The sequence below is a fragment of the Streptomyces sp. NPDC059201 genome, assembly GCF_042754585.1.
Classification (GTDB): domain Bacteria; phylum Actinomycetota; class Actinomycetes; order Streptomycetales; family Streptomycetaceae; genus Streptomyces.
The window spans coordinates 100,422-123,452 of the sequence record NZ_JBHZBB010000004.1 but is presented as its reverse complement, the minus strand read 5'-3'; the positions used below and the strand labels follow the sequence as shown (position 1 = coordinate 123,452).

Here is a 23,031-nt window from a genome sequence, read left to right as displayed (position 1 = left end):
ACGCACATGAAAGGCAAGCCCGACGCCCGGCGGTTCCCGCCGACGGTCGGCCGGATCCCGATCGCCGACGTCCGTCCCCGGGTCGACGAGGGCCGCCGCCCCGCCCGCGCCGTCCCCGGGGAGGTCTTCGACGTGTCGGCGACCGTCTTCCGCGAGGGCCACGACGCCGTCGCCGCCAACGTGGTCCTGACCGACCCCGACGGCCGCACCGGACCGTGGAGCCCGATGCGCCTCGTCGCCCCCGGCACCGACCGCTACACCGCCCGGGTCTCCGCGAGCCGCGAGGGCGACTGGAGCTACCGGGTCGAGGCATGGGCCGACCCGTGGGCCACCTGGCGCCACACCGCGGAGATCAAGGTCCCGGCCGGCCTCGACATCGAACTGGTGCTCGCCGAGGGGGTGCTGCTCCTCGACCGGGCCGCCCAGGAGCGGCCCGGCGCCGACGAGGAGGACGCCCGCGCCGTCCTCGCCGCCGCCCGTGGCCGGCTCGCCGACCGGGACCGCCCGCCCGCCGACCGCCTCGCCGCCGCCCTCGCCCCCGCCGTCGCCGCGGTCCTCGCCGCCAGACCGCTGCGCGACCTCGTCACCCGCTCCCCGGAACTCCCCCTCCGGGTCGACCGCGAACGCGCCCTCTACGGCGCCTGGTACGAGTTCTTCCCCCGCTCCGAGGGCGCCGTCCTCGCCGCAGCCGACGCCGAGGGCGTCCTCGACCCGCCCCGCTCCGGCACCTTCCGCACTGCCGCCGAACGGCTCGACGCCGTCGCCGACATGGGCTTCGACGTCGTCTACCTGCCGCCGATCCACCCCATCGGCCGCACCCACCGCAAGGGCGCGGGCAACACCCTCACGGCGGGACCCCACGACCCCGGCTCCCCGTGGGCGATCGGCTCCGCCGACGGCGGCCACGACGCCGTCCACCCCGACCTCGGCACCCTCGACGACTTCGACTTCTTCGTCGGCCGCGCCCGAGAGCTCGGCCTGGAGATCGCCCTGGACTTCGCCCTCCAGTGCTCGCCCGACCACCCGTGGGTCACCGAGCACCCCGAGTGGTTCCGGCACCGCGCCGACGGCTCCATCGCCTACGCCGAGAACCCGCCCAAGAAGTACCAGGACATCCACCCGGTCGACTTCGACACCGACCCCGACGGGCTCTTCGAGGAGTGCCTGCGCGTCCTGCGCCACTGGATGGACCACGGCGTGCGCGTCTTCCGCGTCGACAACCCGCACACCAAGCCCGTCGGCTTCTGGGAGCGGCTCCTGGAGGAGATCCACGCCACCGACCCCGACGTCCTCTTCCTCGCCGAGGCGTTCACCCGCCCCGCGATGATGCACGCCCTCGCCCGGGTCGGCTTCCACCAGTCGTACACCTACTTCACCTGGCGCAACTCCAAGGACGAGGTCGAGTCCTACCTCTCCGAACTCGCCGGGCTCGACGGCGAGGAGAGCGCCGCCTACCTGCGGCCCAACCTCTTCGTGAACACCCCCGACATCCTCAACGCCTACCTCCAGTACGGCGGCCGGCCCGCCTTCGCCATCCGCGCCGTCCTCGCCGCCACCGCCGCCCCCACCTGGGGCGTCTACGCCGGCTTCGAGCTGTACGAGAACGTGCCCGCGGGCCCCGGCAGCGAGGAGTACCTGGACTCGGAGAAGTACCAGCTCCGCCCCCGCGACTGGAAGGCCGCCGAGGCGTCGGGCGACACCCTCGCCCCCCTCGTCCGGACCCTCAACCGGCTCCGCCGCGCCCACCCGGCCCTGCACGAGCTGCGCAACCTCCACTTCCACCGCACCGACAACGACGCGGTCGTCTGCTTCTCCAAGCGGGCCGGCGACGACTGGGTGCTGGTCGTGCTCAACCTCGACCCGCACAGCGCCCGGGAGGCCACCGTCCACCTCGACCTGCCGGCCCTCGGCCTCGACCGCGCGGAGACCTTCGCCGCCCACGACGTCCTCTCCGGCGAGACCTACCCGTGGGGGCGGGACAACTACGTGCGCCTGGACCCGCGGTACCGGGTGGCCCACGTCATCACCGACAGGAAGCTCTCGTGACCACGGCACCGCCCGCCCTCCGCCCGGCCGCCCGCCCCGCCGAGCCCGGCCTCGCGGAGCCCGGCGCCGCCGAGCCCGCCCCCGCCGGGCGCGGCGCCGCCGAGCCCGGCCCCCTCGCACCGGACCCCGCCGTCCTGCGGCGGCTCCGGGCCGGCGAGACCGGCGACCCGCACGCCCTGCTCGGGGCGCACCCGGGACCCGCCGGGGTCACCCTGCGGGCGCTGCTGCCGCTCGCCGACGCCGTCACGGCCGTCACCCCGGCCGGCGCCCCGCTCGCCGAGCTGCGGCCGGCCGGCGGGGGCCTGTTCACCGGACTCCTCGCCGGCCTCGACGCCGTACCCGACTACCGGCTGCTCGTCCGGTACGGGACGGAGGAGCACCTGGCGGACGACCCGTACCGCTTCCCGCCCGTCCCCGGCGAGCTCGACCTGCACCTGATCGCCGAGGGCCGGCACGAGCGGCTGTGGACGGTGCTCGGCGCCACCGTGCGGGAGCACCGCCCGGCCGCGGGCCCGCCCGTCACCGGCACCGCCTTCGCGGTGTGGGCCCCGAACGCCCGCGCCGTCCGGCTGGTCGGCGACCTCAACCACTGGAACGGCGCCGGGCACCCGATGCGCTCGCTCGGCGCCACCGGCGTCTGGGAGCTGTTCGTGCCGGGCGTCGGCTCCGGCTGCCGCTACAAGTACGAGATCCTCCGGCAGGACGGCACCTGGGCGCAGCAGGCCGACCCGCTCGCCGCCTCCGCCGAGTCCGCCCCCGGCACCGCCTCCGTCGTGCACGCCTCCACCCACCGGTGGACGGACGCCGCCTGGATGGCCGGCCGGGCCGGGCGGAGCGCCGGGCGGGAGCCGATGAGCGTCTACGAGGTCCACCTCGGCTCGTGGCGGCCCGGACTCGGCTACCGGGAGCTCGCCGCCGAACTCCCCGCCTACGTCAAGGCGCTGGGCTTCACCCACGTCGAGTTCATGCCGGTCGCCGAGCACCCCTTCGGCGGCTCCTGGGGCTACCAGGTCACCTCGTACTACGCCCCGATGGCCGCGCTCGGCACCCCCGACGACTTCCGGCACCTGATCGACGCCCTGCACGCGGCCGGCATCGGCGTGCTCCTCGACTGGGTGCCCGCCCACTTCCCGCGCGACGCGTGGGCGCTCGCCCGCTTCGACGGCACCCCGCTCTACGAGCACCCCGATCCGCGCCGCGGCGAGCACCCCGACTGGGGCACCCTCGTCTTCGACTACGGCCGCCCCGAGGTCCGCAACTTCCTCGTCGCGAACGCCGTCTACTGGTGCGAGGAGTTCCACGTCGACGGGCTCCGGGTGGACGCCGTGTCCTCCCTGCTCTACCTCGACTACTCGCGCGGCCCGGGGGAGTGGCTGCCCAACGCCCACGGCGGCCACGAGCACCTGGAGGCCGTCGAGTTCCTCCAGGAGACCAACGCCACCGTGCGGCGCCGCTGCCCCGGTGTCGTCACGGTCGCCGAGGAGTCCACCGCCTGGGAGGGCGTGACCCGCTCCACCGACACCGGCGGCCTCGGCTTCACCCTGAAGTGGAACATGGGCTGGATGCACGACTCGCTGTCGTACATCACCCAGGACCCGGTCCACCGCCGCCATCACCACCGGGCGCTGACCTTCCCCTCCGTCTACGCCCACGCCGAGCACCACACCCTCGCCATCAGCCACGACGAGGTGGTCCACGGCAAGGGCTCGCTGCTCGCCAAGATGCCCGGCGACCGCTGGCGCCGATTCGCCGACCTGCGCGGCTACCTCGCCCTCATGTGGGCCTTCCCCGGCAAGCAACTCCTCTTCATGGGGCAGGAGTTCGCCCAGGACGCCGAGTGGTCCCACGAGCGCGGACCGGACTGGCGGCTGCTCGGCGACCGCGCCCACACCGGCGTCCGCGACCTGGTCCGCGACCTCAACCGGCTCTCGCTCGCCACCCCCGCCCTGTGGCGCGGGGACGGCGACCCCGGGGGCTTCCGCTGGATCGACGCCGACGCCGCCGAGGACAACGTCCTCTCCTTCGCCCGGTACGACCCCGAGGGCGAGGGCGGCCCCCTGGTCTGCGTCCACAACTTCCGGCCCGACCCCCGCCCCGCCTACCGCGTCGGCCTGCCGGGACCGGGCCGCTGGACCGAGGTGCTCTCCACCGACGCCACCGCCTACGGCGGCGCCGGGCTCGGCAACCCCGGCCCGGTCGAGGCCCAGGACGTGCCCTGGCAGGGGCACCCGTACAGCGCCGAGTTCGTCCTGCCGCCGCTCGGGGCGATCTGGCTCCGCCGCGCCTGAACCACCCACCGAACCGAGGAGAGAGGGGGGCACCGTGCCCGCTCCGCGCTTGAGGACCACCCCGCTGCCCGGCGTCGGCGTGCAGTACGAGCTCACCACCCGCCGCCACGACACCCTGTCGGTCATCGCCCACCGCGACGGCACCCGCACGCTCAACGTCCACCACGACGACGACCCCGACTCCGCCGGGCTCTCGATGAAGCTCACCCCCGGCGAGGCGCTGGCGCTCACCGACGCCCTCGTCCCCGACCACAACAGCCCCAACCTGCTGCACACCAGCGACTTCGGGCTGATCGCCGAACGGGTCACGATCGTCGGCACCTCCTACTGGAACGGCCGTACGCTCGGCGAGACGCAGATGCGGACCCGTACCGGCGCCTCGATCGTCGCCGTCATGCGCCGCTCCCACGCCGTCCCCTCTCCCGGACCCGACTTCCGGCTGCGCGGCGGCGACACGATCATCGTGATCGGCACCCGGGAGGGCGTCGACGGCGCCCACGACATCCTCGACCGGGGGTGACCCGTGCACTCCGCCGTCTTCCTCATCGAGTTCGGGGCCGTGGTCCTCGCCCTCGGACTCCTCGGGCGCTTCGCCGTCCGCATGAAGTTCTCGCCCATCCCGCTCTACCTCCTCGCCGGCCTGGCCTTCGGCGCCGGCGGCGTCGTGCCGCTCGGCGGCAGCGAGGAGTTCATCGAGGTCGGCGCCGAGATCGGCGTCGTCCTGCTGCTCCTCATGCTCGGCCTGGAGTACACGGCGGGCGACCTCGTCGGCCATCTGCGCACCCACGCCCCGGCCGGCGTCGTCGACCTCCTGCTCAACGCCATCCCCGGCGCCCTCGCCGCCCTGCTGCTCGGCTGGGGGCCGGTGGCCGCCGTCGTCCTCGCCGGCGTCACCTGGGTCTCCTCCTCCGGCGTCATCGCCAAGGTCCTCGGCGACCTCGGCCGGCTCGGCAACCGGGAGACCCCCGCCATCCTCAGCGTCCTCGTCCTGGAGGACCTGGCGATGGCCGTCTACCTGCCGATCCTCACCGCGATCCTGGCGGGCGCCGGCTGGGCCGCGGGCGGGCTCACCCTCGCCATCGCGCTGGCCGCCGTCGGCACGGTCCTCCTCGTCGCCGTCCGCTACGGGCGGGTGATCTCCCGCTTCATCTCCAGCGACGACCCCGAGAAGCTGCTCCTGGTGGTCCTCGGCCTGACCCTGCTCGTCGCCGGCTTCGCCCAGCAGCTCCAGGTCTCCGCGGCGGTCGGCGCCTTCCTCGTCGGCATCGCGCTCTCCGGCGAGGTCGCCGAGAACACCCACCACCTGCTGATGCCGCTGCGCGACCTCTTCGCCGCCGTCTTCTTCGTCTTCTTCGGCCTCAGCACGGACCCCAGCACCATCCCGCCGGTCCTGCTGCCCGCCCTCGGCCTGGTGGTCGTCACCACCTTCACCAAGATCGCCACCGGCTACTGGGCGGCCCGGCGCGCCGGCATCGGCGTGCGCGGACGCTGGCGGGCGGGCGGCGCCCTGGTGGCCCGGGGCGAGTTCTCCATCGTCATCGCCGGCCTCGCGGTCTCCTCCGGGGTCGAGCCCGCCCTCGGCCCGCTGGCCACCGCCTACGTCCTGCTCCTCGTCATCCTCGGCCCGCTGACGGCCCGCTTCACCGAGCCGCTGGCCCGGCGGCTGACCGGCGGCCCCGAGGCCCCGCCGCCCGCCCGGCGCCGGCCCGCCGAGGAGCCCGACCCCGAACACCCGCACGAGAAAGGCGAACTCTACGCATGAGCGAGCGACACTGGGACGACTACGTCCGCATCCTCACCGGGGCCCGCACCATCGCGGTCGTCGGCGCCTCCGACGCCCCGGGCAAGGCGGCCCACGAGATCCCGGCCTACCTCCAGTCCAAGGGCTTCCGGATCATCCCCGTGAACCCGCACGGCGGCAGCATCCTCGGCGTGCCCGCCGTCCCCTCCCTCCTCGACGTCCAGGAGCGGGTCGACGTCGTCGACGTCTTCCGGCCGGCGCCCGAGACGCCGGAGATCGCGCGGCAGGCCGCCGCCATCGGCGCCGGCACCCTCTGGCTCCAGCTCGGCATCGTCTCCGACGAGGCCGCCCGGGTCGCCCGCGCCGCCGGCATGGGCGTGGTCATGAACCGCTGCCTCGGCGCCGTCCACGCGGAACTGGACCTGGCCGGGGAATCCTGATGGAGGCCCGGACACGTTCCGTCCGATTCCCGGGCGCGAGCGAACGGCTGCTCGCCGCGAAGATCGATCTTCCGGCGGGCACGCCCCGGGCGTTCGCCGTATTCGCGCACTGTTTCACCTGTTCCAAGGATTTCCTCACGGCCGCCCGCGTCTCCCGCCGCCTTGCCGACCGCGGATTCGGCGTGCTCCGGCTCGATTTCACCGGACTCGGCGCGTCCGAGGGCGACCGGCCGTACGGGGTCTTCGACGACTCCGTGGCGGACGTGGTCGCCGCGGCGGCGCACCTGCGCGAGCGGTACCAGGCACCCGCCCTGCTCGTCGGGCACTCCTTCGGCGGCGCGACGACGCTGGCCGCGGCCGGGCTCCTGCCCGAGGTCCTGGCGGTCGCGACGATCGCCGCGCCGAGCACTCCCGCGCACGTCAGAGAGCTGTTCGGGACCGCGGCCGAGGAGATCGAACGGGCCGGCGAGGGCACCGTGGAACTGGCCGGCCGGCGCTTCGTCTTCGGCCGCGACTTCCTCGACTCGCTCGCGGACCGGCCGGAGCGGCGCGGCGCCGGCGAGCTCGGCGCCGCCCTGCTCGTCCTCCACGCGCCGGGGGACACCCTGGTGGGCGTCGAGCACGCGGCGCGGATCTTCCGGGCGGCCCGGCACCCCAAGTCGTACGTCTCCCTCGACACCGCCGACCACTATCTGAGCGACGTCCGCGACGCCCATTACGCGGCCGATCTCATCGCGGCCTGGGCAGAGCATTACCTGCCGTGACCGGACTTCATATTGTCGCGGCGGATTCTTCGCGGCCCCCGGGAATCCCGCACTACGTTCGCATCCCGTCGTGACCGGGCGGTCCGCACATTCCGCCCCGGCCTCCCGCTCTTTTCCGTCCTCTTCCTCATTGGAGGTTTCTCACATGTCCGCACCAGCGGTCACTGAGACCAAGGATCTCAGCCCAGTGGTTCAGCGCCCTGGCGCGGCACTGGCCCTGCTCGTCGCCGTCCAGTTCATGCTCGTCCTGGACTCCACCATCGTGGCCGTGGCGATGCCCTCGCTCGGCGCCGAACTCGGCTTCACCCAGGGCGACCTGTCCTGGGTCACCAACGCCTACCTGCTGCTCTTCGGCGGCTTCCTCATGCTCGGCGGCCGCCTCGCCGACCTCGTCGGCCGGCGCAAGCTCTTCGCCGCCAGCCTGGTGCTCTTCGCCGCCGCCTCGCTCCTCGGCGCCCTCGCCGGCTCGCCCGCCGTCATGATCGCGGCCCGCGCCCTCCAGGGCCTCGCCTCCGCCTTCGCCGCCCCGGCCGCGCTCTCCCTCCTCATGACGATCTTCCCCAACGGGACGCCCGAGGAGCAGAAGCAGCGCAACAAGGTCATGGGCGTCTACGGCGCCGTCTCCGGCGCCGGCGGCGCGGCCGGCATGGTCCTCGGCGGCCTGCTCACCGACTGGTTCGGCTGGGCCTCCGTCTTCTACGTCAACGTGCCGATCGCCCTCCTCGCGGTCGTCCTCGCCGGCAAGCTGCTCCCCGCCGACCGCGACAACGCCGGCGTCTCGGGCGGCTTCGACCTGGTCGGCGCCGTCCTCAGCACCGGCGGTCTCGCCCTCCTCGTCTTCGTCCTCGTCGAGGCGGAGAAGTACGGCTGGACCTCCGGCCGCACCCTGGGCCTCGGCGCCCTCGCCCTCGGCCTCCTCGGCCTCTTCCTGGTCGTCGAGGCCAAGAGCAGCCAGCCGCTCGTCCCCCTCGGCATCTTCCGCAAGAAGACCCTCCGCGGCGCCAACCTGGTCGGCGGCCTGACCCCGATGGCCGTCATCCCCGCCATCTTCTTCCTCACCCTCTACACCCAGATGGTCCGCGGCTTCTCGCCGCTGGAGTCCGGCCTCGCGCTCGTCCCGCTGGCCCTCTGCGTCGTCATCGCCGCCACCAACGTCGGCCACGTCCTGCCCAGGCTCGGCCTGCGCTGGACCGCCGCCCTCGGCACCCTGCTCGTCGCCGCGGGCGCCCTGTGGGCCGCCCAGATCGGCCAGGGCTCGTTCTTCGTCGAGCAGTTCGGCCCCGAGGTCCTCACCGGACTCGGCGGCGGCACCGTCTGGGTCTGCGCCACCGTCGCCGCGACCGCCGAGGCCAGCGAGGAGGAGGCCGGACTCGCCTCCGGCCTGTTCAACACCGCCAACCAGGTCGGCGCCGCCCTCGGCCTCGCCATCCTGGTCACCGTCGCCGGCTCGGCCACCAGCACCGCCCTCGCCGAGGGCAGCTCCCTCCCGGTCGCGCTCACCGAGGGCTACCAGACCGCGCTCATCGGCTCCGCCTGCTTCGCGGTCCTCGCCACCCTCGCCGCCCTGGCGCTCCTCCCGGGCCGCACCCCCACCTCGTCGGAGTCCTGACCGGCCCGACCGACCCGTACGGGCCCCGAAACCGGTCACCGCGGCGATCCCACCCCTTCGGATCCCGCGGTGACCGCTTCGGCGGTTCGCCCCGCCGACCGGTTCGTCCTGCCCACCGGTTTCGCCCCGCCCACCGAAGGAACCCATGAACACCACCGCAGCGCACCACGCGGACTTCTGGTTCGACCCCGTCTGCCCCTGGTCCTGGATGACCTCGCGCTGGATGCACGAGGTCGAGGGCGTCCGCCCCGTCACCACCCGCTGGCACGTCATGAGCCTCGCCATCCTCCAGGACAACCCCCGCCTGCCCCGCGCCTACCGCCAGATGCTCCTCGAAGCCCGCGGCCCCGCCCGCGTCTGCGTCGCCGCCGCCCACGAGCACGGCGACGAGGTCGTCGGCCCCCTCTACACCGCCCTCGGCACCCGCTTCCACAACCGCGGCCTCCCGCACACCCGGAGCGTCGTCGAGGACGCCCTGCGCGAGACCGGCCTCCCCGCCGGCCTCGCCGAGCACCTCACCGCGCAGACCTACGACAGCGCCCTGTACGACTCCCACAAGGCTGCCGTCGCCCTCGTCGGCGAGGACGTCGGCACCCCCGTCATCGCCCTCGACGGCCCGTCCGTCCCCGACCGCACCGCCTTCTTCGGCCCGGTCGTCAGCCCCACCCCGCACGGCGAGGCGGCCGGCCGCCTCTGGGACGGCGTCGTCCTCGTCGCCTCCACCCCCGGATTCAGCGAACTCAAGCGCACCCGCACCCGGGGCCCCGACTTCCGCTGACCCACCCCGATCCCGCCGCCCGGCGCGGCGAAGACGACGGCACGCCGGTACGCGCGACGGGCTCCACCCCCGAGGGGGCGGAGCCCGTCCGCAGGAGAGCAGAGGCGGTCGCCGCCGCTCCCGCCGGAGCCGCCGCCCCTCAGAAGGTGATCATCGTCTTCACGGCCCGCCGCTCGTCCATCGCCCGGAACCCCTCCGCCACCTGGTCGAGACCCACCGTCAGATCGAACACGGGAGACGGGTCGAGCCGCCCCGCGAGCACGTCCGCGAGCAGCTCCGGCAGATAGGCCCGCACCGGCGCCACACCCCCGCGCAGCGCCACGTTCCGCCGGAACATCTGCCGGAAGTCCACCCCCTCGTTGCCGTCCTTCGGCACCCCCACGAAGCCGACCGCGCCCCCGTCCCTGGCCACCCCCAGCGCCGTGTGCATCGCCTCGCCGCTGCCCACCGCCCCGATCACCGAGTCCGCGCCGAGTCCCCGGGTCAGCTCCCGGACCGCCTCGATCGCCGCCGGGCCCCGCTCGGGCACCAGGTCCGTCGCGCCGAACCGGGTCGCCAGCGCCTGCCGGTCCGGATGCCGGCTCAGCATGATCACCCGGCCCGCGCCGAGCCGCCGCGCCGCCAGCACCGCACACAGCCCCACCGCGCCGTCGCCCACCACCGCCACCGTCCCGCCGGGCCGCACCGCCGCGCACAGCGCCGCGTGGTGCCCCGTGCCCATCACGTCCGACAGCGTGAGCAGCGCCCCCGCCGGGGCGTCCGCCCCCTTCGGCACCACGACCAGCGTGCCGTCCGCGAACGGCACCCGCACCGCCTCGCCGTGCGCCCCGTCCGAGCCCGGCTGCCCGAAGAAGCCACCGCGGACACAGGACGTGTGGAGCCCGGCCACACAGTGCGCGCAGACCCCGTCGGACCAGGTGAAGGGGGCGATCACCCGGTCACCGGGACGGACCTGGGCGACGTCCGAACCCACCCGCTCGACCACGCCGATGAACTCGTGGCCGGTGCGCTGCCCGTGCGGCCGGGGCGCCGTGTTCCGGTAGCCGAGCAGATCGCTGCCGCAGATGCAGGCGTGGGTGACCCGGACCACCGCGTCGGTCGAGTACCGGAGCCGGGCGTCCGGCACCTCCTCGACCCGGACGTCCTGATGGCCGTGGACGAGACTTGCGCGCATGGGATCTCCAGTCGGGAGTGCGGAGGGGAACTCCCGACGGGAACACCGCGGCCGGACGGCGGGCAAGAAACCCGCGCGGACTGCCTGAGGTACGGGCGGCGAACGGCCCGACCCCAGGAAGTCTCCGCGAGGAAGTGGCCCGGCGGCCGCCGCCCTCCCTACCGTCGGCGGCCATGACCGCGTTGTCGACAGAGTCGAGGGAGGGACCCCGGTGACGTCCACGTCCCCAGCCACGGGTACCGGTACAGGACAGGGCGCCGGCGAGCCGGTGGACACGATCGTCGTGGGAGGCGGCCCCGCGGGCCTCTCCGCCGCCCTCTACCTGGCCCGCTACAACCGCGAGGTCCTGGTCTTCGACACCGGCCACGGCCGCTCCACGCACCACCAGACCAACCACAACTACCTCGGCTTCCCCGACGGCATCCCCACGGTCGACCTGCGCAAGCTGGGCACCGAGCAGCTCGCCCGCTACCCCCGGGCCCGGATCGTCCACCACCTCATCACCCACGCCGAGGGCGACGCCGAGCAGGGCTTCACCGTCCGCTCGCAGGGCCACTCCTGGCGCGCCCGCACCCTCGTCCTCGCCACCGGCGTCCTCGACCACTTCCCGCACTTCGCGGGCTGGGAGTCGTACGTCGGCCGCTCGATGTTCTGGTGCATCACCTGCGACGGGTACGAGAACCGGGGCAAGCGGATCCTCGTCGTCGGCCACACCGACGCCGCCGCCGGCGAGGCCATGCAGCTGCACAGCCTCACCGACCGGGTGGAACTGCTCACCAACAGCCGCGCCGACGACATCAGCCCGAAGTACCGCCGACGCCTCGACCGCGCCGGCATCCCCGTCCACCACGACCGGATCGGCGAGGTCGAGGGGGCGGACGGAATGCTCTCCGCCGTCGTCACCCGCGGCGGGCGCAGGCTGGAACTCGACGCCCTCTTCAGCATCCAGGGCGCCACCCCCGAGACCACGCTGGCCCGCCGGCTCGGGCTGCCCCTCGCCGACAGCGGTTACGTCGTCGTCGACACCGAGCAGAAGACCGCCGTCCCCGGCGTCTACGCGGCCGGCGACCTCACCGCCCTCCACTCGCACCAGGTCACCGCCGCCGTCCACGAGGGCGCGCAGGCCGCCTCCGCGGTCAACTACTTCCTCTACCCGCCCGAGCTGAAGGCCGACTGACGGTGGACCGCACGGCAGCAAGGAGCGGCCCCGCCCCCGCGGGCGGGGCCGCCGCGGCCGACCCGGACTCCGAGGTCGACATCGCCACCGGCGGCGCCGCCGAACCGTCCGGGAAGCACGGCGAACAGCGGGTCACCTGGGCCGAGTTGTTCTTCGACCTGGTGTGGGTCTTCGCCCTCGTCCAGATCTCCGGCCTCCTCGCCGCCGCCCACGGCCCCCTCGGCCTGGCGCAGACCCTCGTCCTCCTCGTCCCGCTCTGGTGGGGCTGGATGAGCGCCACCCTGCTCGGCAACTCCGCGGGCGTGGCGCTCGACCGCCCGGCGATCCGGCTGATGCTCTTCGCCCTCGCCGCCTGCGGCCTCGGCATGACCGTGGCCATCCCGTACGCCTACCAGCAGCACGGACTGCTCTTCGCGCTCTGCTACGTCGTCATGCGGGCCCTGCTGTGGGCGGGCATGCGCAAGCTGCCGCTCTTCGGCGACCTCAGGGTCGAACCCTTCGGGCTCACCCTGCTGCTCGCCGGCCCCCTCTTCCTCGCCGGCGGCCTCACCTCGGGGGCCGCCCGCACCGCGCTCTGGGGCGCCGCCGCCGTCATGGAGGTGGTCGTCCCCGTCCTCTTCGGCCACCGGCTCGACCGCTTCACCTTCGAGACCTCGCACCTCCCGGAACGCTTCGGCCTCGTCATCATCATGGCGCTCGGCGAGACCGTCCTCGCCGTCGGCACCAACGCCTCCAACAGCTCCCTGGGACCCGCCAGGTCCGCCGCGCTCGCCGTCAGCTTCACCGTCATCGTCGGCCTGTGGTGGACCTATTTCCATTTCGGTGCGGCGGCCGTCCGGCACAGCCTGGAGACCGACCCGGTGCAGGCCCGCATCGTCCGGGACGTCTTCAACTACGGCCATTTCATCTACCTCACCGCCATCATCTTCATCGCGGTGGGACTCAAGAAGATCTGCCTGTATCCGATGGCGGTGCCGCATTCCCTCCCCGAGCTGCTGCTCGCGCCGAGCGCCGCCCTGTACCTCTTCGGATTCTGCTACTCCCGGTGGCGGATGTTCGGCGCGGCCGGCGTCAGCCGCTTCTCCGCGGCCGCCCTCTGCCTGCTCCTCACCCCCCTCGCCCTGTACCTCCCGATGCTGGTCACCGGGGTGCTCGTGGCCGCCGTCCTGGTCGGCCTCAACCTCTTCGAGTACTGGATCGTCACCACCGGCCGGCGCGTCCTCTTCCTCCACATGCCGCACTGGAAGCGCTAGCGCCCCTTCTGCCCCACAGGTCAGGAAGTCGGCCTCCGCTGATTGCCCGGAAAAGAACTACCGGACGAGAATCGGCGCAGTGAATCATTCGTGCTCGAATCATGGGAAAAGGGGGCGAAGGAAATGTCACAGAAGAGCTTTCTCGATTTCCTCGTGGCCGTGCGGGAGAATCCGGCGACGCTGGCCGCGTACGAGCTGAGGAACCTGAGCCAGCTCCTCTTCCACGCGAAGAACGAGGGCTACGACTTCTCGGCGGACGACATGTCCGACGTCATCTTCAAGCTGGAGATGGGCGTCATCGCCGGCAAGGACCAGGAACCCGTCGACGGCAACAGCAGCCTGTGGCGGGCCATGTGGGGCAAGACCCACCTCGGCTATCTGGTCGAGCGGGTCGTCCCCCGCTACACGGACGACGAACTGACCGCACTGGTCACGGAGGAGCAGGTGGACGCCCGATGAGCGCCAAGAACGCGATCGAGTTCCTGCGGACCGTGGCCGTCCGCCCCGACCTCCTCGACTCGCTGAAGTACCGCAGCAAGGACGAGGTCCTCGCCGCCGCCGAGTCCTTCGGACTCCCCTTCACCCACGAGGACTTCGACACCCTGATCTGGGACCTGGAGGCCAAGCTGGCCGGCGTCCGGGGCGAGGAGTTCGACGGCACCTTCCCGCTCTGGCAGACCATGTGGGGCAGGTACTACCTCGAATACCTGGTCGTCGACCTCATCCCGAGCTTCCAGGAGACCAAGCTCCTGCCCAGCTTCGCGGAGAACGAGCCCCGGTGACCGGCGAGGAGAGCTTCGACCTCATCGTGGTCGGCGCCGGGTCGGCCGGCGGCGTGGTCGCCGCACGGCTCCTGGAGGACCCGGACGTCCGGGTCCTCCTCCTCGAAGCCGGCGCCGACGACCGCGACGAGCGGATCCACCGCACCGACATCCCCTCGATGGTCTCCCTCTGGGGCGGCGACACCGCCTGGGGCTACGAGACCGTCCCGCAGCCCGGCCTCGACGGCCGCACCGTACCCCTGCCCCAGGGCCGCGTCCTCGGCGGCGGCAGCTCCGTCAACGCGATGATGTACGTACGGGGCAACCGCCGCGACTTCGACCGCTGGCGGGACCTCGGCAACGAGGGCTGGGGCCACGACGACGTCCTGCCGTACTTCCGCCGGGCCGAGGACTACTCCGGCGGCGCCGGCGAGCACCGCTCCACCGGCGGCCCCCTCGCGGTCACCGACTACCCCCGGCCCGCCCCCGTCTCCGAGGCGTTCGTCGCCGCCGCCGACGAGCTCGGCCACCCCGGGCCGATCGACTACAACGCCGAGCGGCAGGAGAACGGCGGCTTCTACTACCAGTCCACCCGCTCCAAGGACGGCCGCCGCTCCAGTGTCGCCTCCGCCTACCTCGACCCGGTGCGCGACCACCCCGGCCTGACGCTCGCCACCGGCGCCACCGTCACCCGCGTGCTCGTCGAGGGCGGCCGGGCCACCGGCGTCACCTACCTCCGCGACGGCGTCCCGCACACCGCCCGCACCACCGGCGAGGTGATCCTCGCGGCCGGCGCGCTCGCCACCCCCAAGCTCCTGATGCTCTCCGGCATCGGACCCTCCGGGGAACTGCGCCGCCACGGCATCACCCCCCTCGTGGACCTCCCCGGAGTCGGCCGCAACCTCCAGGACCACCTGCTCCTCGGCGTCGGCTACGAGAGCCTCAGCGACCTGCCCTTCCCCGAACTCCTCGCGGAAGCCGGCCTGTTCGTCCACACCCGGCCCGAGCCCGGCCCCGCGGACTCCCCGGACCTCCAGTACTTCTTCGGCCCGGTGCAGTTCGTCGACGACCGGTACAAGACCGAGGGCCCCGGCTTCACCTTCGCCCCCATCCTGGCCCAGCCGCACAGCCGGGGCACCGTCACGCTCGCCTCCGCCGACCCCACCGCGCTGCCCGTGGTCGACCCCCGCTACCTCTCCGAGGAGTCCGACCTCGACGTCCTCGTCCGCGGCATCGAGCTGGCCCGCGAACTGGCCCACACCGCCGCCCTCACCCCCTACCGGGGACGGGAGCTCGCCCCCGGGGCCGACCTGACCTCCCGCACCGAGCTCGCCGCGTACGTCCGCGCCTCCGCCTCCACCGTCTGGCACCCCGCCGGCACCTGCCGGATGGGCCCCGACGCCGGGGCCGTCGTCGACTCCGCCCTGCGCGTCCACGGCGTCGAAGGACTCCGTGTCGCGGACGCCTCCGTCATGCCGGCCATCACCGCCGGCAACACCAACGCGGCCACGATCATGATCGGCGAGCGCGCGGCGGACCTCGTCCGCGCGGACGCCTGACGGCACCGCGCGCCCCCGCACCCACGTACCCAGGGAATCGAACAACCATGACCGAGACCTTTGACTTCGTCATCGTCGGCGGAGGCACCGCCGGCCTGGTGACGGCCGCCCGGCTCAGCGAACTCCCCGACGTCTCCGTGCTGGTCCTCGAAGCCGGCAGCGCCAAGGACGACCCGCTGATCGAGGTGCCCGAACTCTGGTCCCAGACCAACCTGAGCGAGTTCGACTGGTCCTACCTCACCGAACCCCAGCCGGCCATGGGCGGCGAGACCGTCTACTCCGCCGCCGGCCGCGGCCTCGGCGGCAGCTCCAGCATCTACCACATGATCCACAACCGGGGCCGGGACGCCGACTACGACTCCTGGGCCTACGGCGGCGCCGCAGGCTGGTCCGCCCGCGACGTCCTGCCCTACCTCCAGCGCGTCGAGAACCAGAAGGACGGCACCAACCCCACCGCCGGCCTCGACGGCCCCATCAACGTCGTCAACGCCGGAGACGAGGGCAACCCCGTCTCCCAGTCCTTCGTCGACGGCTGCGTCGAACTCGGCTACCCCCAGGTCGCCGACGTCAACGTCGACTACTTCGGCGTCGGCTGGCACCACCTCGACATCACCCCCGACGGCAAGCGCGGCGGCGTCCGCGCCGGCTACTACGAACCCGCCAGGGACCGCGCCAACCTCACCGTCCGCGCCGAGGCCACCGCCACCCGCCTGCTCTTCGAGGGCACCCGCTGCGTCGGCGTCGAATACGTCCACGAGGGCACCCTCACGACCGTCCGCGCCGACCGCGAGGTCGTCCTCAGCTCCGGCGCCATCGAGTCCCCGAAGCTGCTCCTGCTCTCCGGCGTCGGCGACCCCGAGCAGCTCGCCGAGTTCGGCATCGACGTCGTCGCCGACCTCCCCGGCGTGGGCGAGAACTACCAGAACCACCCGCTCGTCATCGGCCCCACCGGCTACATGGACAAGCCCGGCCCCACCGAGGGCGTCATCAACGAACCCGTCCTCTTCTGGGGCTCCGAGCCCGGCCTCCTCGCCCCCGACCTGGAGCTGTGGTTCCTGCCCCGCGCCCCCTGGGGCGAGAAGCTCATTGAGAAGCTCGTCGAGTGGAAGGCCACCGGCAGCGTCTCCTCGGTCCACGAACAGGACCACGTCGACCCGCACCTCGTCATCATGCTGCCGGCCGTCGTCCGCCCGCTCTCCCGCGGCTGGATCAAGCTCCGCAGCGCCGACCCGCTCGCCCGCCCCCGCGTGAACCCCAACTTCTACGCCGAGCGCGCCGACCTCGTCCGGGCCACCGACTGCACCGAGATCGCCCGCGAGGTCTTCCGCACCAAGGCGTTCACCAGCCGATGGGGCGTCAAGGAGGTCGCCCCGGGCCCCGACGTGCGCACCCGGGCCGAGCTGGAGACCTGGGTCTCCCGCAACACCGGCTCGTACCACCACTACTCCGGCACCTGCAAGATGGGCATCGACGAGCTGTCCGTCGTCGACTCCCGGCTGCGCGTCCACGGCATCCAGGGCCTGCGGGTCGCCGACACCTCGATCATGCCGACGATCGTCTCGGCCCACACCCACACCACCGCCGTCATGATCGGCGAGCGCGCCGCCGACTTCATCAAGAACGACCTCGCCGCCGCCTGACCCGCCCCGCGCCCCACCGCCCCACCGAAGGCCCCCGCCGCACCTGCACCCGCAGGCCGACGGGGGCCTTCACGCATGCCGTTCCCGTTCCGTACCCGTACCCGTACCCGTACCCGTACGGGCCCCGTACGCCCCCGCCCCGGGACGCGGAGAGCCGCGCCCCGGGGCCGGGCCGGGGGAGCCGCCGGAACGCGTCAGGAGCCGAGCACCCGCGCGTACACCCCGGCGATCCGCTCCGCCGCCCGGTCCCAGCCGAACTCCCGCTCCGCCCGCAGCCGCCCGGCCGCCCCCAGCTCCCGCGCCAGCGCCGGATCCCCGAGGAGCCGGTTCACCGCCGCCGCCAGGTCCGCCGCGAACCGCCGCTCGTCCAGCGGCGTCCCCGTACCGTCCGCCCGCTGCTCCACCGGCACCAGCAGCCCCGTCCCGCCGTCCACCACGACCTCCGGGATCCCGCCCGTCGCCGTCGCCACCACCGGCGTACCGCAGGCCATCGCCTCCAGGTTCACGATCCCCATCGGCTCGTACAGCGACGGGCAGACGAACACCGACGCGTGCGTGAGCAACTGCCGCAACGACACCGGATCCAGCATCCCGTCGATCCGCACCACCCCCTTGCGCACCGCGCTCAGCTCGTCGACGAGCGCCGCCGTCTCCGCCGCGATCTCCGGCGTGTCCGGTTGCCCGCAGCACAGCACCAGCTGCGCCTCCGGATCCAGGTCGAAGGCCGCCCTCAGCAGCTGGGGGAGACCCTTCTGCCGGGTCACCCGCCCCACGAAGAGCACGATCGGCCGGTCCGGGTCCACGCCGTACCGCTCCAGCGCCGCCGTCCCGCGGTCCGGCCGCTGCACCGCCGTGTCGATGCCGTTGTGCACCACGTGCACCCGCTCCGGATCGACCTCCGGATAGACCCGCAGGATGTCCTCCCGCATGCCCCGCGACACCGCCACCACCGCGTCCGCCCGCTCCACGGCGACCCGCTCCACCAGCGACGACAGGGCGTACCCGCCACCGAGCTGCTCCGCCTTCCACGGCCGCAGCGGCTCCAGGCTGTGCATCGTCACCACGTGCGGCACCCCGTGCAGCACCTGCGACAGAAAGCCGGCGGCGTTCGCGTACCAGGTGTGGCTGTGCACCAGCTCCGTCCCGGCCGCCGCCGCCACCATCCCGAGGTTCGCGCCGAGCACCCGCAGCGCCGCGTTCGCGCCGTCGGCGAGGTGCGGCTCCGCGTGCGCCAGCACCCCGTCGCCCTCCCGGGGACCGCCGAAGCAGTGCACCCGCAGGTCGACATGGCGCGGCAGCACCCGCGACAGCTCGGCGACGTGCACCCCGGCCCCGCCGTAGACCTCCGGCGGATACTCCCGGGTGAGGAGATCCACGCGCGGACGCCCTGACCCACCGCCCGCCGGCGCGGCGACCGGCCCTGCGGACGGGTCGGGGACCGGCCCCGCGGACGGGGCGGCGGACGGGGCGGAGATCGGCTGCGAGTTCATGCGTACTTCCTGACATCGGCGCCCTGGCGGGCGGGTTCCGCGCAGCCCTCGCTCCCCCCTCCCGGACGGGGAAGCGGGGACGGAAGGACGCACGGAGCGGCTGACGAGGCGATTCGGGGGCGTACGGCGGCGGTTCCCGGCCTCCCGGATCCGGCCGCGGACACCTCCCTCCCCGTCACCGTACCGAGCCGGCAGGCCCGTTCCGGGGTGTCCGGCGCCGGATGCGCGCCCCGCGCACGCCCGCCTCGTACGTTGGAACCATGGACTGGCTGACCAAGCTCCCCGTCATCGGCCCCTGGGCCGCCCGACTGATGACGACACGCGCCTGGCGCTCCTACGAGCGGCTGGACGAGGTGCACTGGAGCCGCCTCGCGGCCGCCATCACCTTCCTCTCCTTCCTCGCCCTCTTCCCGCTGATCACGGTCGCCGCCGCGATCGGCGCCGCGCTCCTCACCGACGAGCAGCTCGACCGGATCGAGGAGAAGCTCTCCGAACAGGTCCCCGGCATCTCCGACCAGCTCGACATCGGCAGCCTCGTCGCCAACGCCGGCACCGTCGGACTCGTCGCCGGCGCCCTGCTGCTCTTCACCGGCATCGGCTGGGTCGGCTCGATGCGGGACTGCCTGCGGGCGGTCTGGGGCCTCGACGACGCCGACGAGGGCAACCCGGTGCTCCGCAAGGGCAAGGACGCCGTCGTCCTCGTCGGGCTCGGCGGCGTCGCCCTCTGCTCGCTCGCCGCCTCCTGGCTCGGCTCCACGGCCGTCGGCTGGAGCGCCGACCGGCTCGGCATCTCCGGCGGCGGCGCGGGCGGCGTGGTGCTCCAGTTCGCCGCCGTCCTCGTGGCGATGGCCGCCGACTTCCTGATCCTGCTCTACGTCCTGAAACTGCTGCCCGACGTCGACCCGCCGCGCCGCCGGCTCGTGGTCGCCGCCCTGATCGGCGCGGCCGGCTTCGAACTCCTCAAACTGCTGCTCGGCGGCTACATGCGGGAGGTCGCGGCGAAGTCCATGTACGGGGCCTTCGGCGTGCCGGTGGCCCTGCTCCTCTGGATCAACTTCACCGCGAAACTCCTCCTCTTCTGCTCCGCGTGGACGGCCGTGGACTCTAAGGATTCACATCCGGATCCGGATCGGCGGTCCGAGACCGAGACCGAGACCGAGAACGGGACCCGGACCGGGACCGAGAAGGCGACGGGGACTGGGACCGCGACTGGGACCGGGACCGGGAGCGAGTCCCCGTCGCCGGCCAGCGGCGGTTGACCAGGAAGACCGCGGCCGCGAGCAGCAGCAGCACCCCGCCCGCGACGGCCAGCGCGATCCCGACCCCGCCCGAACCCCCCTCGGAGGCGGCGGCGACGGCGGGACCGCTCGACCCCGCCTGATCCTTGCCCGGCGCCGGCGCGCCCCCCGACTCCGTACCGCCCGAGGGCCGCGCCACCGGGACCGCGTTCCGCGGCGGCACCAGCTCACCCACCGGCGTCACCTTCCCGGAGGCCGCGAAGCCCCAGTCGAGCAGGCGCGCGGCCTCCTTGTAGACGGCGTGCTGCTCCTTCGACGAGGGGTTCATCACCGTCACCAGCAGCACCCGCCCGTTCCGCTCGGCGACCCCGGTGAAGGTGGCGCCCGCGTGCGTGGTGTTGCCGTTCTTCACCCCGGCGATGCCCTGGTACGGGGCGATGCCGAAGTCACCGGTCAGCAGCCGGTTGGTGTTCTGGATCTCGAAGGTCTCGCGCTTCTTGCCCGGCTTCGCCTCGCCGGGGAAGGCCGCGCGCGGGGTCGCCGCGTACTCCCGGAAGTCCGCCTTCTGCATGCCGCTGCGGGCGATCAGTGTCAGGTCGTACGCGGACGAGACCTGCCCCGGGGCGTCGTAGCCGTCCGGCGTCTTCACGTGCGTGTCGAGGGCCTGGAGCTCGCTCGCACGCGCGTTCATCTCGGCGACGGTCTTGTTGAGGCCCTGGTTCATCCGGGTCAGCACGTGCACCGCGTCGTTCCCGGACCGCAGGAAGACCCCGAGCCACAGGTCCCGGACCGTGTAGCTCTGCTTCTCCTTTATCCCGACGAGGCTCGACCCCTCGCCGATCCCGGCCAGGTCCGCGCCGGTCACCAGATGGACCCGCTTCTTGTCCGAGAACTTCGGCAGCAGGGTGTCCGCGAAGAGCATCTTCAGCGTGGAGGCGGGGGCGAGCCGCCAGTGCGCGTTGTGCGAGGCGAGCACCGCGCCGCTCTCCGCGTCCGCGACGATCCACGACCGCGCCGACAGCTCCTTCGGCAGCACCGGCGCCCCGGCCCCCAGCTTCACCTGCGTCCCCGGCACCCCCAGCAGCACCCCGCCGACCGTCGACATGTTCTGCGGCGGCTTCGGCTGCTCGACCTTCTTCTCCGGCGTCTTCGCCGTGGCCCCCGGCCTCACCGGTTCGTCGGCGCGCGCGGGCCCGGCCCCCAGCGCGATCGGCAGCAACAGGGCGGCGGTGACCGCACCAGCGATCCTCTTCGAAGCAGACACGCTCGAGAACGTACATGCCCGCCCCACCGATCCGAACCCCACGCCCCCCTCCACCCCACCCCATCCACCCGGACGCGGCCCCCACAGGGCCCGCGGCGATACTGAGCCCATGAAGCTCAGCCGCCGCGTCTCCTGGTTCCTGCTCGCCTTCGGGGTCTGGAGCTGGTTCATCTGGGTCACTTTCGTCAAGAATCTATGGAACGACGGGAGCGGGCTCGCCTTCGACGACGCCGGAGACCCGACGGCCTACTTCTGGGTCCATCTGCTGCTCGCCGTGACGTCCTTCGTTCTGGGGACGGTGATCGGCGTGATCGGGTTGCGCGGACTGCGCGCCTCCCGCCGCTCCACCGACTGACGACCGGCCACCGACGACCGGCGACCGAACACCGGCGACCGACACAAGTGAGGTTCCAGGCGTGATCGCCTTTCTGCCCTTTCTGGCCTTGGTGCTCTTGCTGCTCGGCGGGGTTCATTGGTACGTGTGGCGCCGGCTGGTTCGTGATGTGACCGCGGCCGGTGGGGTGGCGCGGCGGGTCGGGACTGTGGCGGTGGTCGTGCTGCCGGTGCTGTCGATCGCGGCGCTGGTCTCCGGGCGGGCCGGTGCGCCGTTCCTGTTCCAGCAGGTCGTGGCCTGGCCCGGGTTCCTGTGGCTCGCCCTGCTGCTGTACGTGGTGCTCGCGCTGGTCGTCGGGGAGGCCGTGCGGCCGCTGCTGCTGCGGTGGCTCGCCCGGCGGGCCGCCGTCGCGCCGGCCGTCGCGCCCGTTCCCGTACCGGCGCCCGCGCCCGTTCCCGTACCGGAGCTGACTCGGGAACCCGAGGCGCCGGAGGTGCCACAGGCCGAGGCGTCCGACGCGCCGGTCGTCTCCGACGTGTCGCGGCGGCTCTTCGTGTCGCGGGTCGTCGGTGGGGCCGCGGCCGCCGCTGCCGTGGGGACCGTGGGGAACGGGGCGTACGGGGTGCTGCGGGGGCCGAAGGTGAAGCGGGTGACCGTGCCGCTGGCCAAGCTGCCGCGGGCCGCGCACGGGTACCGGATCGCCGTCGTGTCCGACATCCACCTCGGGCCGATCCTCGGGCGCGCCCACTCGCAGCGGATCGTCGACGCGATCAACGCCACCCAGCCCGACCTGATCGCCGTCGTCGGCGACCTCGTCGACGGCACCGTGGAGAACCTCGGGCCCGCCGCCGAGCCGCTGGCGCGGCTGCGCGCCCGGCACGGCTCCTTCTTCGTCACCGGCAACCACGAGTACTTCTCCGGCGCCGACGCCTGGGTCGACCACGTCCGCGAGCTCGGCATGCGCCCGCTGCGCAACGAGCGCCTGGAGATCGCCGCCGGCTTCGACCTCGCCGGCGTGGACGACGTGGCCGGCGAGAGCGAGGGGCAGGGGCCGGACTTCGCCCGCGCGCTCGGCGACCGCGACCGCTCCCGCGCGGCCGTCCTCCTCGCCCACCAGCCGGTCGTCATCGAGGACGCCGTCGCGCACGGCGTCGACCTCCAGCTCTCCGGACACACCCACGGCGGCCAGCTCTGGCCCGGCAACTTCCTCGCCGAACTCGCCAACCCGACCGTGGCCGGACTGGAGCGGTACGGCGACACCCAGCTGTACGTCTCGCGGGGCGCGGGCGCGTGGGGACCGCCGGTCCGGGTCGGCGCGCCCTCCGACATCACCCTCGTCCAACTCGCCTCGAAACAGGCGTAATCGGAGAATGTCACTCGCTGCGCCGGGGTCGATACGTGCTGCTCATCGACTTAAATTCGCATTTCCCGGACATATGCATGCCATGTGAAGGTTTCCTCTTCCCCGTGTGAAA

Annotated in this window: 19 protein-coding genes and 1 pseudogene; 17 read left to right on the top strand and 3 right to left on the bottom strand. The window is 73.3% G+C overall.

The window, feature by feature from the left end:
* The first annotated feature begins 6 nt into the window (after positions 1-6).
* From ACFXMG_RS14890 to ACFXMG_RS14855, 8 genes are all read left to right on the top strand, one after another.
* Positions 7-2,046, top strand: coding sequence for a maltotransferase domain-containing protein (locus ACFXMG_RS14890; RefSeq protein WP_383815442.1), 2,040 nt, complete (start codon positions 7-9; stop codon positions 2,044-2,046).
* Positions 2,043-4,334, top strand: a complete 2,292-nt coding sequence (gene glgB, locus ACFXMG_RS14885) for a 1,4-alpha-glucan branching protein GlgB (RefSeq protein WP_383815440.1) — start codon at positions 2,043-2,045, stop codon at positions 4,332-4,334. The genes ACFXMG_RS14890 and glgB overlap by 4 nt, the downstream gene beginning before the upstream one ends.
* Positions 4,335-4,368: 34 nt before the next feature.
* Positions 4,369-4,854: a TrkA C-terminal domain-containing protein gene (locus ACFXMG_RS14880; protein WP_360312559.1), complete on the top strand. Its 486-nt coding sequence runs from the start codon at positions 4,369-4,371 to the stop codon at positions 4,852-4,854.
* 3 nt (positions 4,855-4,857) lie between these two features.
* Entirely contained in the window at positions 4,858-6,096 is a 1,239-nt protein-coding gene (locus ACFXMG_RS14875; RefSeq protein WP_383815437.1) for a cation:proton antiporter, read from the top strand.
* Positions 6,093-6,515 (top strand): CoA-binding protein, encoded by a 423-nt coding sequence (locus tag ACFXMG_RS14870; protein ID WP_383815435.1) that lies wholly within the window; start codon positions 6,093-6,095, stop codon positions 6,513-6,515. The genes ACFXMG_RS14875 and ACFXMG_RS14870 overlap by 4 nt, the downstream gene beginning before the upstream one ends.
* The gene (locus ACFXMG_RS14865; RefSeq protein WP_383815432.1) at positions 6,515-7,279 is read left to right on the top strand and encodes an alpha/beta hydrolase family protein; all 765 of its coding nucleotides are present in this window, start codon (positions 6,515-6,517) and stop codon (positions 7,277-7,279) included. Before ACFXMG_RS14870 ends, ACFXMG_RS14865 begins: the two co-directional genes overlap by 1 nt.
* 187 nt (positions 7,280-7,466) lie before the next feature.
* Positions 7,467-8,888 (top strand): MFS transporter, encoded by a 1,422-nt coding sequence (locus tag ACFXMG_RS14860; RefSeq protein WP_360312551.1) that lies wholly within the window; start codon positions 7,467-7,469, stop codon positions 8,886-8,888.
* Positions 8,889-9,033: 145 nt separating this feature from the next.
* Complete coding sequence (locus ACFXMG_RS14855) at positions 9,034-9,666, top strand: DsbA family protein (RefSeq protein ID WP_360312549.1); 633 nt, start codon at positions 9,034-9,036, stop codon at positions 9,664-9,666.
* A 139-nt stretch (positions 9,667-9,805) separates the two neighbouring features.
* Here the strand turns inward: ACFXMG_RS14855 and ACFXMG_RS14850 are convergent, their stop codons facing one another.
* Positions 9,806-10,840 (bottom strand): zinc-binding dehydrogenase, encoded by a 1,035-nt coding sequence (locus ACFXMG_RS14850; RefSeq protein WP_360312547.1) that lies wholly within the window; start codon positions 10,838-10,840, stop codon positions 9,806-9,808.
* 211 nt (positions 10,841-11,051) lie between these two features.
* Here ACFXMG_RS14850 and ACFXMG_RS14845 point away from each other — a divergent pair, with 211 nt between their 5' ends.
* The 6 genes from ACFXMG_RS14845 to ACFXMG_RS14820 all read left to right on the top strand — a co-directional run bounded on the left by ACFXMG_RS14845 (position 11,052) and on the right by ACFXMG_RS14820 (position 17,230).
* Entirely contained in the window at positions 11,052-12,017 is a 966-nt protein-coding gene (locus ACFXMG_RS14845) for an NAD(P)/FAD-dependent oxidoreductase (protein WP_383815429.1), read from the top strand.
* Between the two features lie 2 nt (positions 12,018-12,019).
* The gene (locus ACFXMG_RS14840; protein WP_383815427.1) at positions 12,020-13,270 is read left to right on the top strand and encodes a low temperature requirement protein A; all 1,251 of its coding nucleotides are present in this window, start codon (positions 12,020-12,022) and stop codon (positions 13,268-13,270) included.
* A 123-nt stretch (positions 13,271-13,393) separates the two neighbouring features.
* A complete protein-coding gene (locus ACFXMG_RS14835) occupies positions 13,394-13,729 on the top strand; it encodes a hypothetical protein (protein ID WP_383815424.1) in 336 nt (111 codons plus the stop codon).
* The gene (locus ACFXMG_RS14830) at positions 13,726-14,052 is read left to right on the top strand and encodes a Nif11 family protein (protein WP_360312539.1); all 327 of its coding nucleotides are present in this window, start codon (positions 13,726-13,728) and stop codon (positions 14,050-14,052) included. The genes ACFXMG_RS14835 and ACFXMG_RS14830 overlap by 4 nt, the downstream gene beginning before the upstream one ends.
* Positions 14,049-15,590 (top strand): GMC family oxidoreductase, encoded by a 1,542-nt coding sequence (locus tag ACFXMG_RS14825; protein WP_383815421.1) that lies wholly within the window; start codon positions 14,049-14,051, stop codon positions 15,588-15,590. Before ACFXMG_RS14830 ends, ACFXMG_RS14825 begins: the two co-directional genes overlap by 4 nt.
* 47 nt (positions 15,591-15,637) lie before the next feature.
* A complete protein-coding gene (locus tag ACFXMG_RS14820) occupies positions 15,638-17,230 on the top strand; it encodes a GMC family oxidoreductase (protein ID WP_383815419.1) in 1,593 nt (530 codons plus the stop codon).
* Between the two features lie 194 nt (positions 17,231-17,424).
* Here the strand turns inward: ACFXMG_RS14820 and glgA are convergent, their stop codons facing one another.
* A complete protein-coding gene (gene glgA / locus ACFXMG_RS14815; protein ID WP_383815668.1) occupies positions 17,425-18,606 on the bottom strand; it encodes a glycogen synthase in 1,182 nt (393 codons plus the stop codon).
* A gap of 374 nt (positions 18,607-18,980) precedes the next feature.
* On the opposite strand from glgA, the gene ACFXMG_RS14810 reads away from it, so the two are divergent.
* Positions 18,981-19,979 carry a YihY/virulence factor BrkB family protein gene (locus ACFXMG_RS14810; RefSeq protein ID WP_383815416.1) on the top strand — a complete coding sequence of 333 codons (999 nt, stop codon included), beginning with the start codon at positions 18,981-18,983 and terminating at the stop codon, positions 19,977-19,979.
* On the opposite strand, the pseudogene ACFXMG_RS14805 reads toward ACFXMG_RS14810, so the two are convergent.
* A pseudogene (locus tag ACFXMG_RS14805) lies at positions 19,929-21,222 on the bottom strand (D-alanyl-D-alanine carboxypeptidase family protein); the annotation flags it as partial. The gene ACFXMG_RS14810 and the pseudogene ACFXMG_RS14805 overlap by 51 nt on opposite strands.
* Positions 21,223-21,331: 109 nt before the next feature.
* Between ACFXMG_RS14805 and ACFXMG_RS14800 the strand changes: the two are divergent.
* Both ACFXMG_RS14800 and ACFXMG_RS14795 read left to right on the top strand, forming a co-directional pair.
* Positions 21,332-21,577, top strand: coding sequence for an SCO4848 family membrane protein (locus ACFXMG_RS14800; protein WP_383815414.1), 246 nt, complete (start codon positions 21,332-21,334; stop codon positions 21,575-21,577).
* Between the two features lie 61 nt (positions 21,578-21,638).
* Positions 21,639-22,919, top strand: coding sequence for a metallophosphoesterase (locus ACFXMG_RS14795; RefSeq protein ID WP_383815411.1), 1,281 nt, complete (start codon positions 21,639-21,641; stop codon positions 22,917-22,919).
* Positions 22,920-23,031 lie beyond the last annotated feature (112 nt).

What these genes read in the sequence shown, in the direction of transcription:
- ACFXMG_RS14820 (WP_383815419.1), top strand. Translation starts at nt 15,638, where the DNA reads ATGACCGAGACCTTTGACTTCGTCATCGTCGGCGGAGGCACCGCCGGC.
- ACFXMG_RS14850 (WP_360312547.1), bottom strand. Translation starts at nt 10,840, where the DNA reads ATGCGCGCAAGTCTCGTCCACGGCCATCAGGACGTCCGGGTCGAGGAG.
- ACFXMG_RS14810 (WP_383815416.1), top strand. Translation starts at nt 18,981, where the DNA reads ATGGACTGGCTGACCAAGCTCCCCGTCATCGGCCCCTGGGCCGCCCGA.
- ACFXMG_RS14835 (WP_383815424.1), top strand. Translation starts at nt 13,394, where the DNA reads ATGTCACAGAAGAGCTTTCTCGATTTCCTCGTGGCCGTGCGGGAGAAT.
- ACFXMG_RS14855 (WP_360312549.1), top strand. Translation starts at nt 9,034, where the DNA reads ATGAACACCACCGCAGCGCACCACGCGGACTTCTGGTTCGACCCCGTC.
- ACFXMG_RS14890 (WP_383815442.1), top strand. Translation starts at nt 7, where the DNA reads ATGAAAGGCAAGCCCGACGCCCGGCGGTTCCCGCCGACGGTCGGCCGG.
- ACFXMG_RS14870 (WP_383815435.1), top strand. Translation starts at nt 6,093, where the DNA reads ATGAGCGAGCGACACTGGGACGACTACGTCCGCATCCTCACCGGGGCC.
- ACFXMG_RS14800 (WP_383815414.1), top strand. Translation starts at nt 21,332, where the DNA reads ATGAAGCTCAGCCGCCGCGTCTCCTGGTTCCTGCTCGCCTTCGGGGTC.
- ACFXMG_RS14830 (WP_360312539.1), top strand. Translation starts at nt 13,726, where the DNA reads ATGAGCGCCAAGAACGCGATCGAGTTCCTGCGGACCGTGGCCGTCCGC.
- ACFXMG_RS14865 (WP_383815432.1), top strand. Translation starts at nt 6,515, where the DNA reads ATGGAGGCCCGGACACGTTCCGTCCGATTCCCGGGCGCGAGCGAACGG.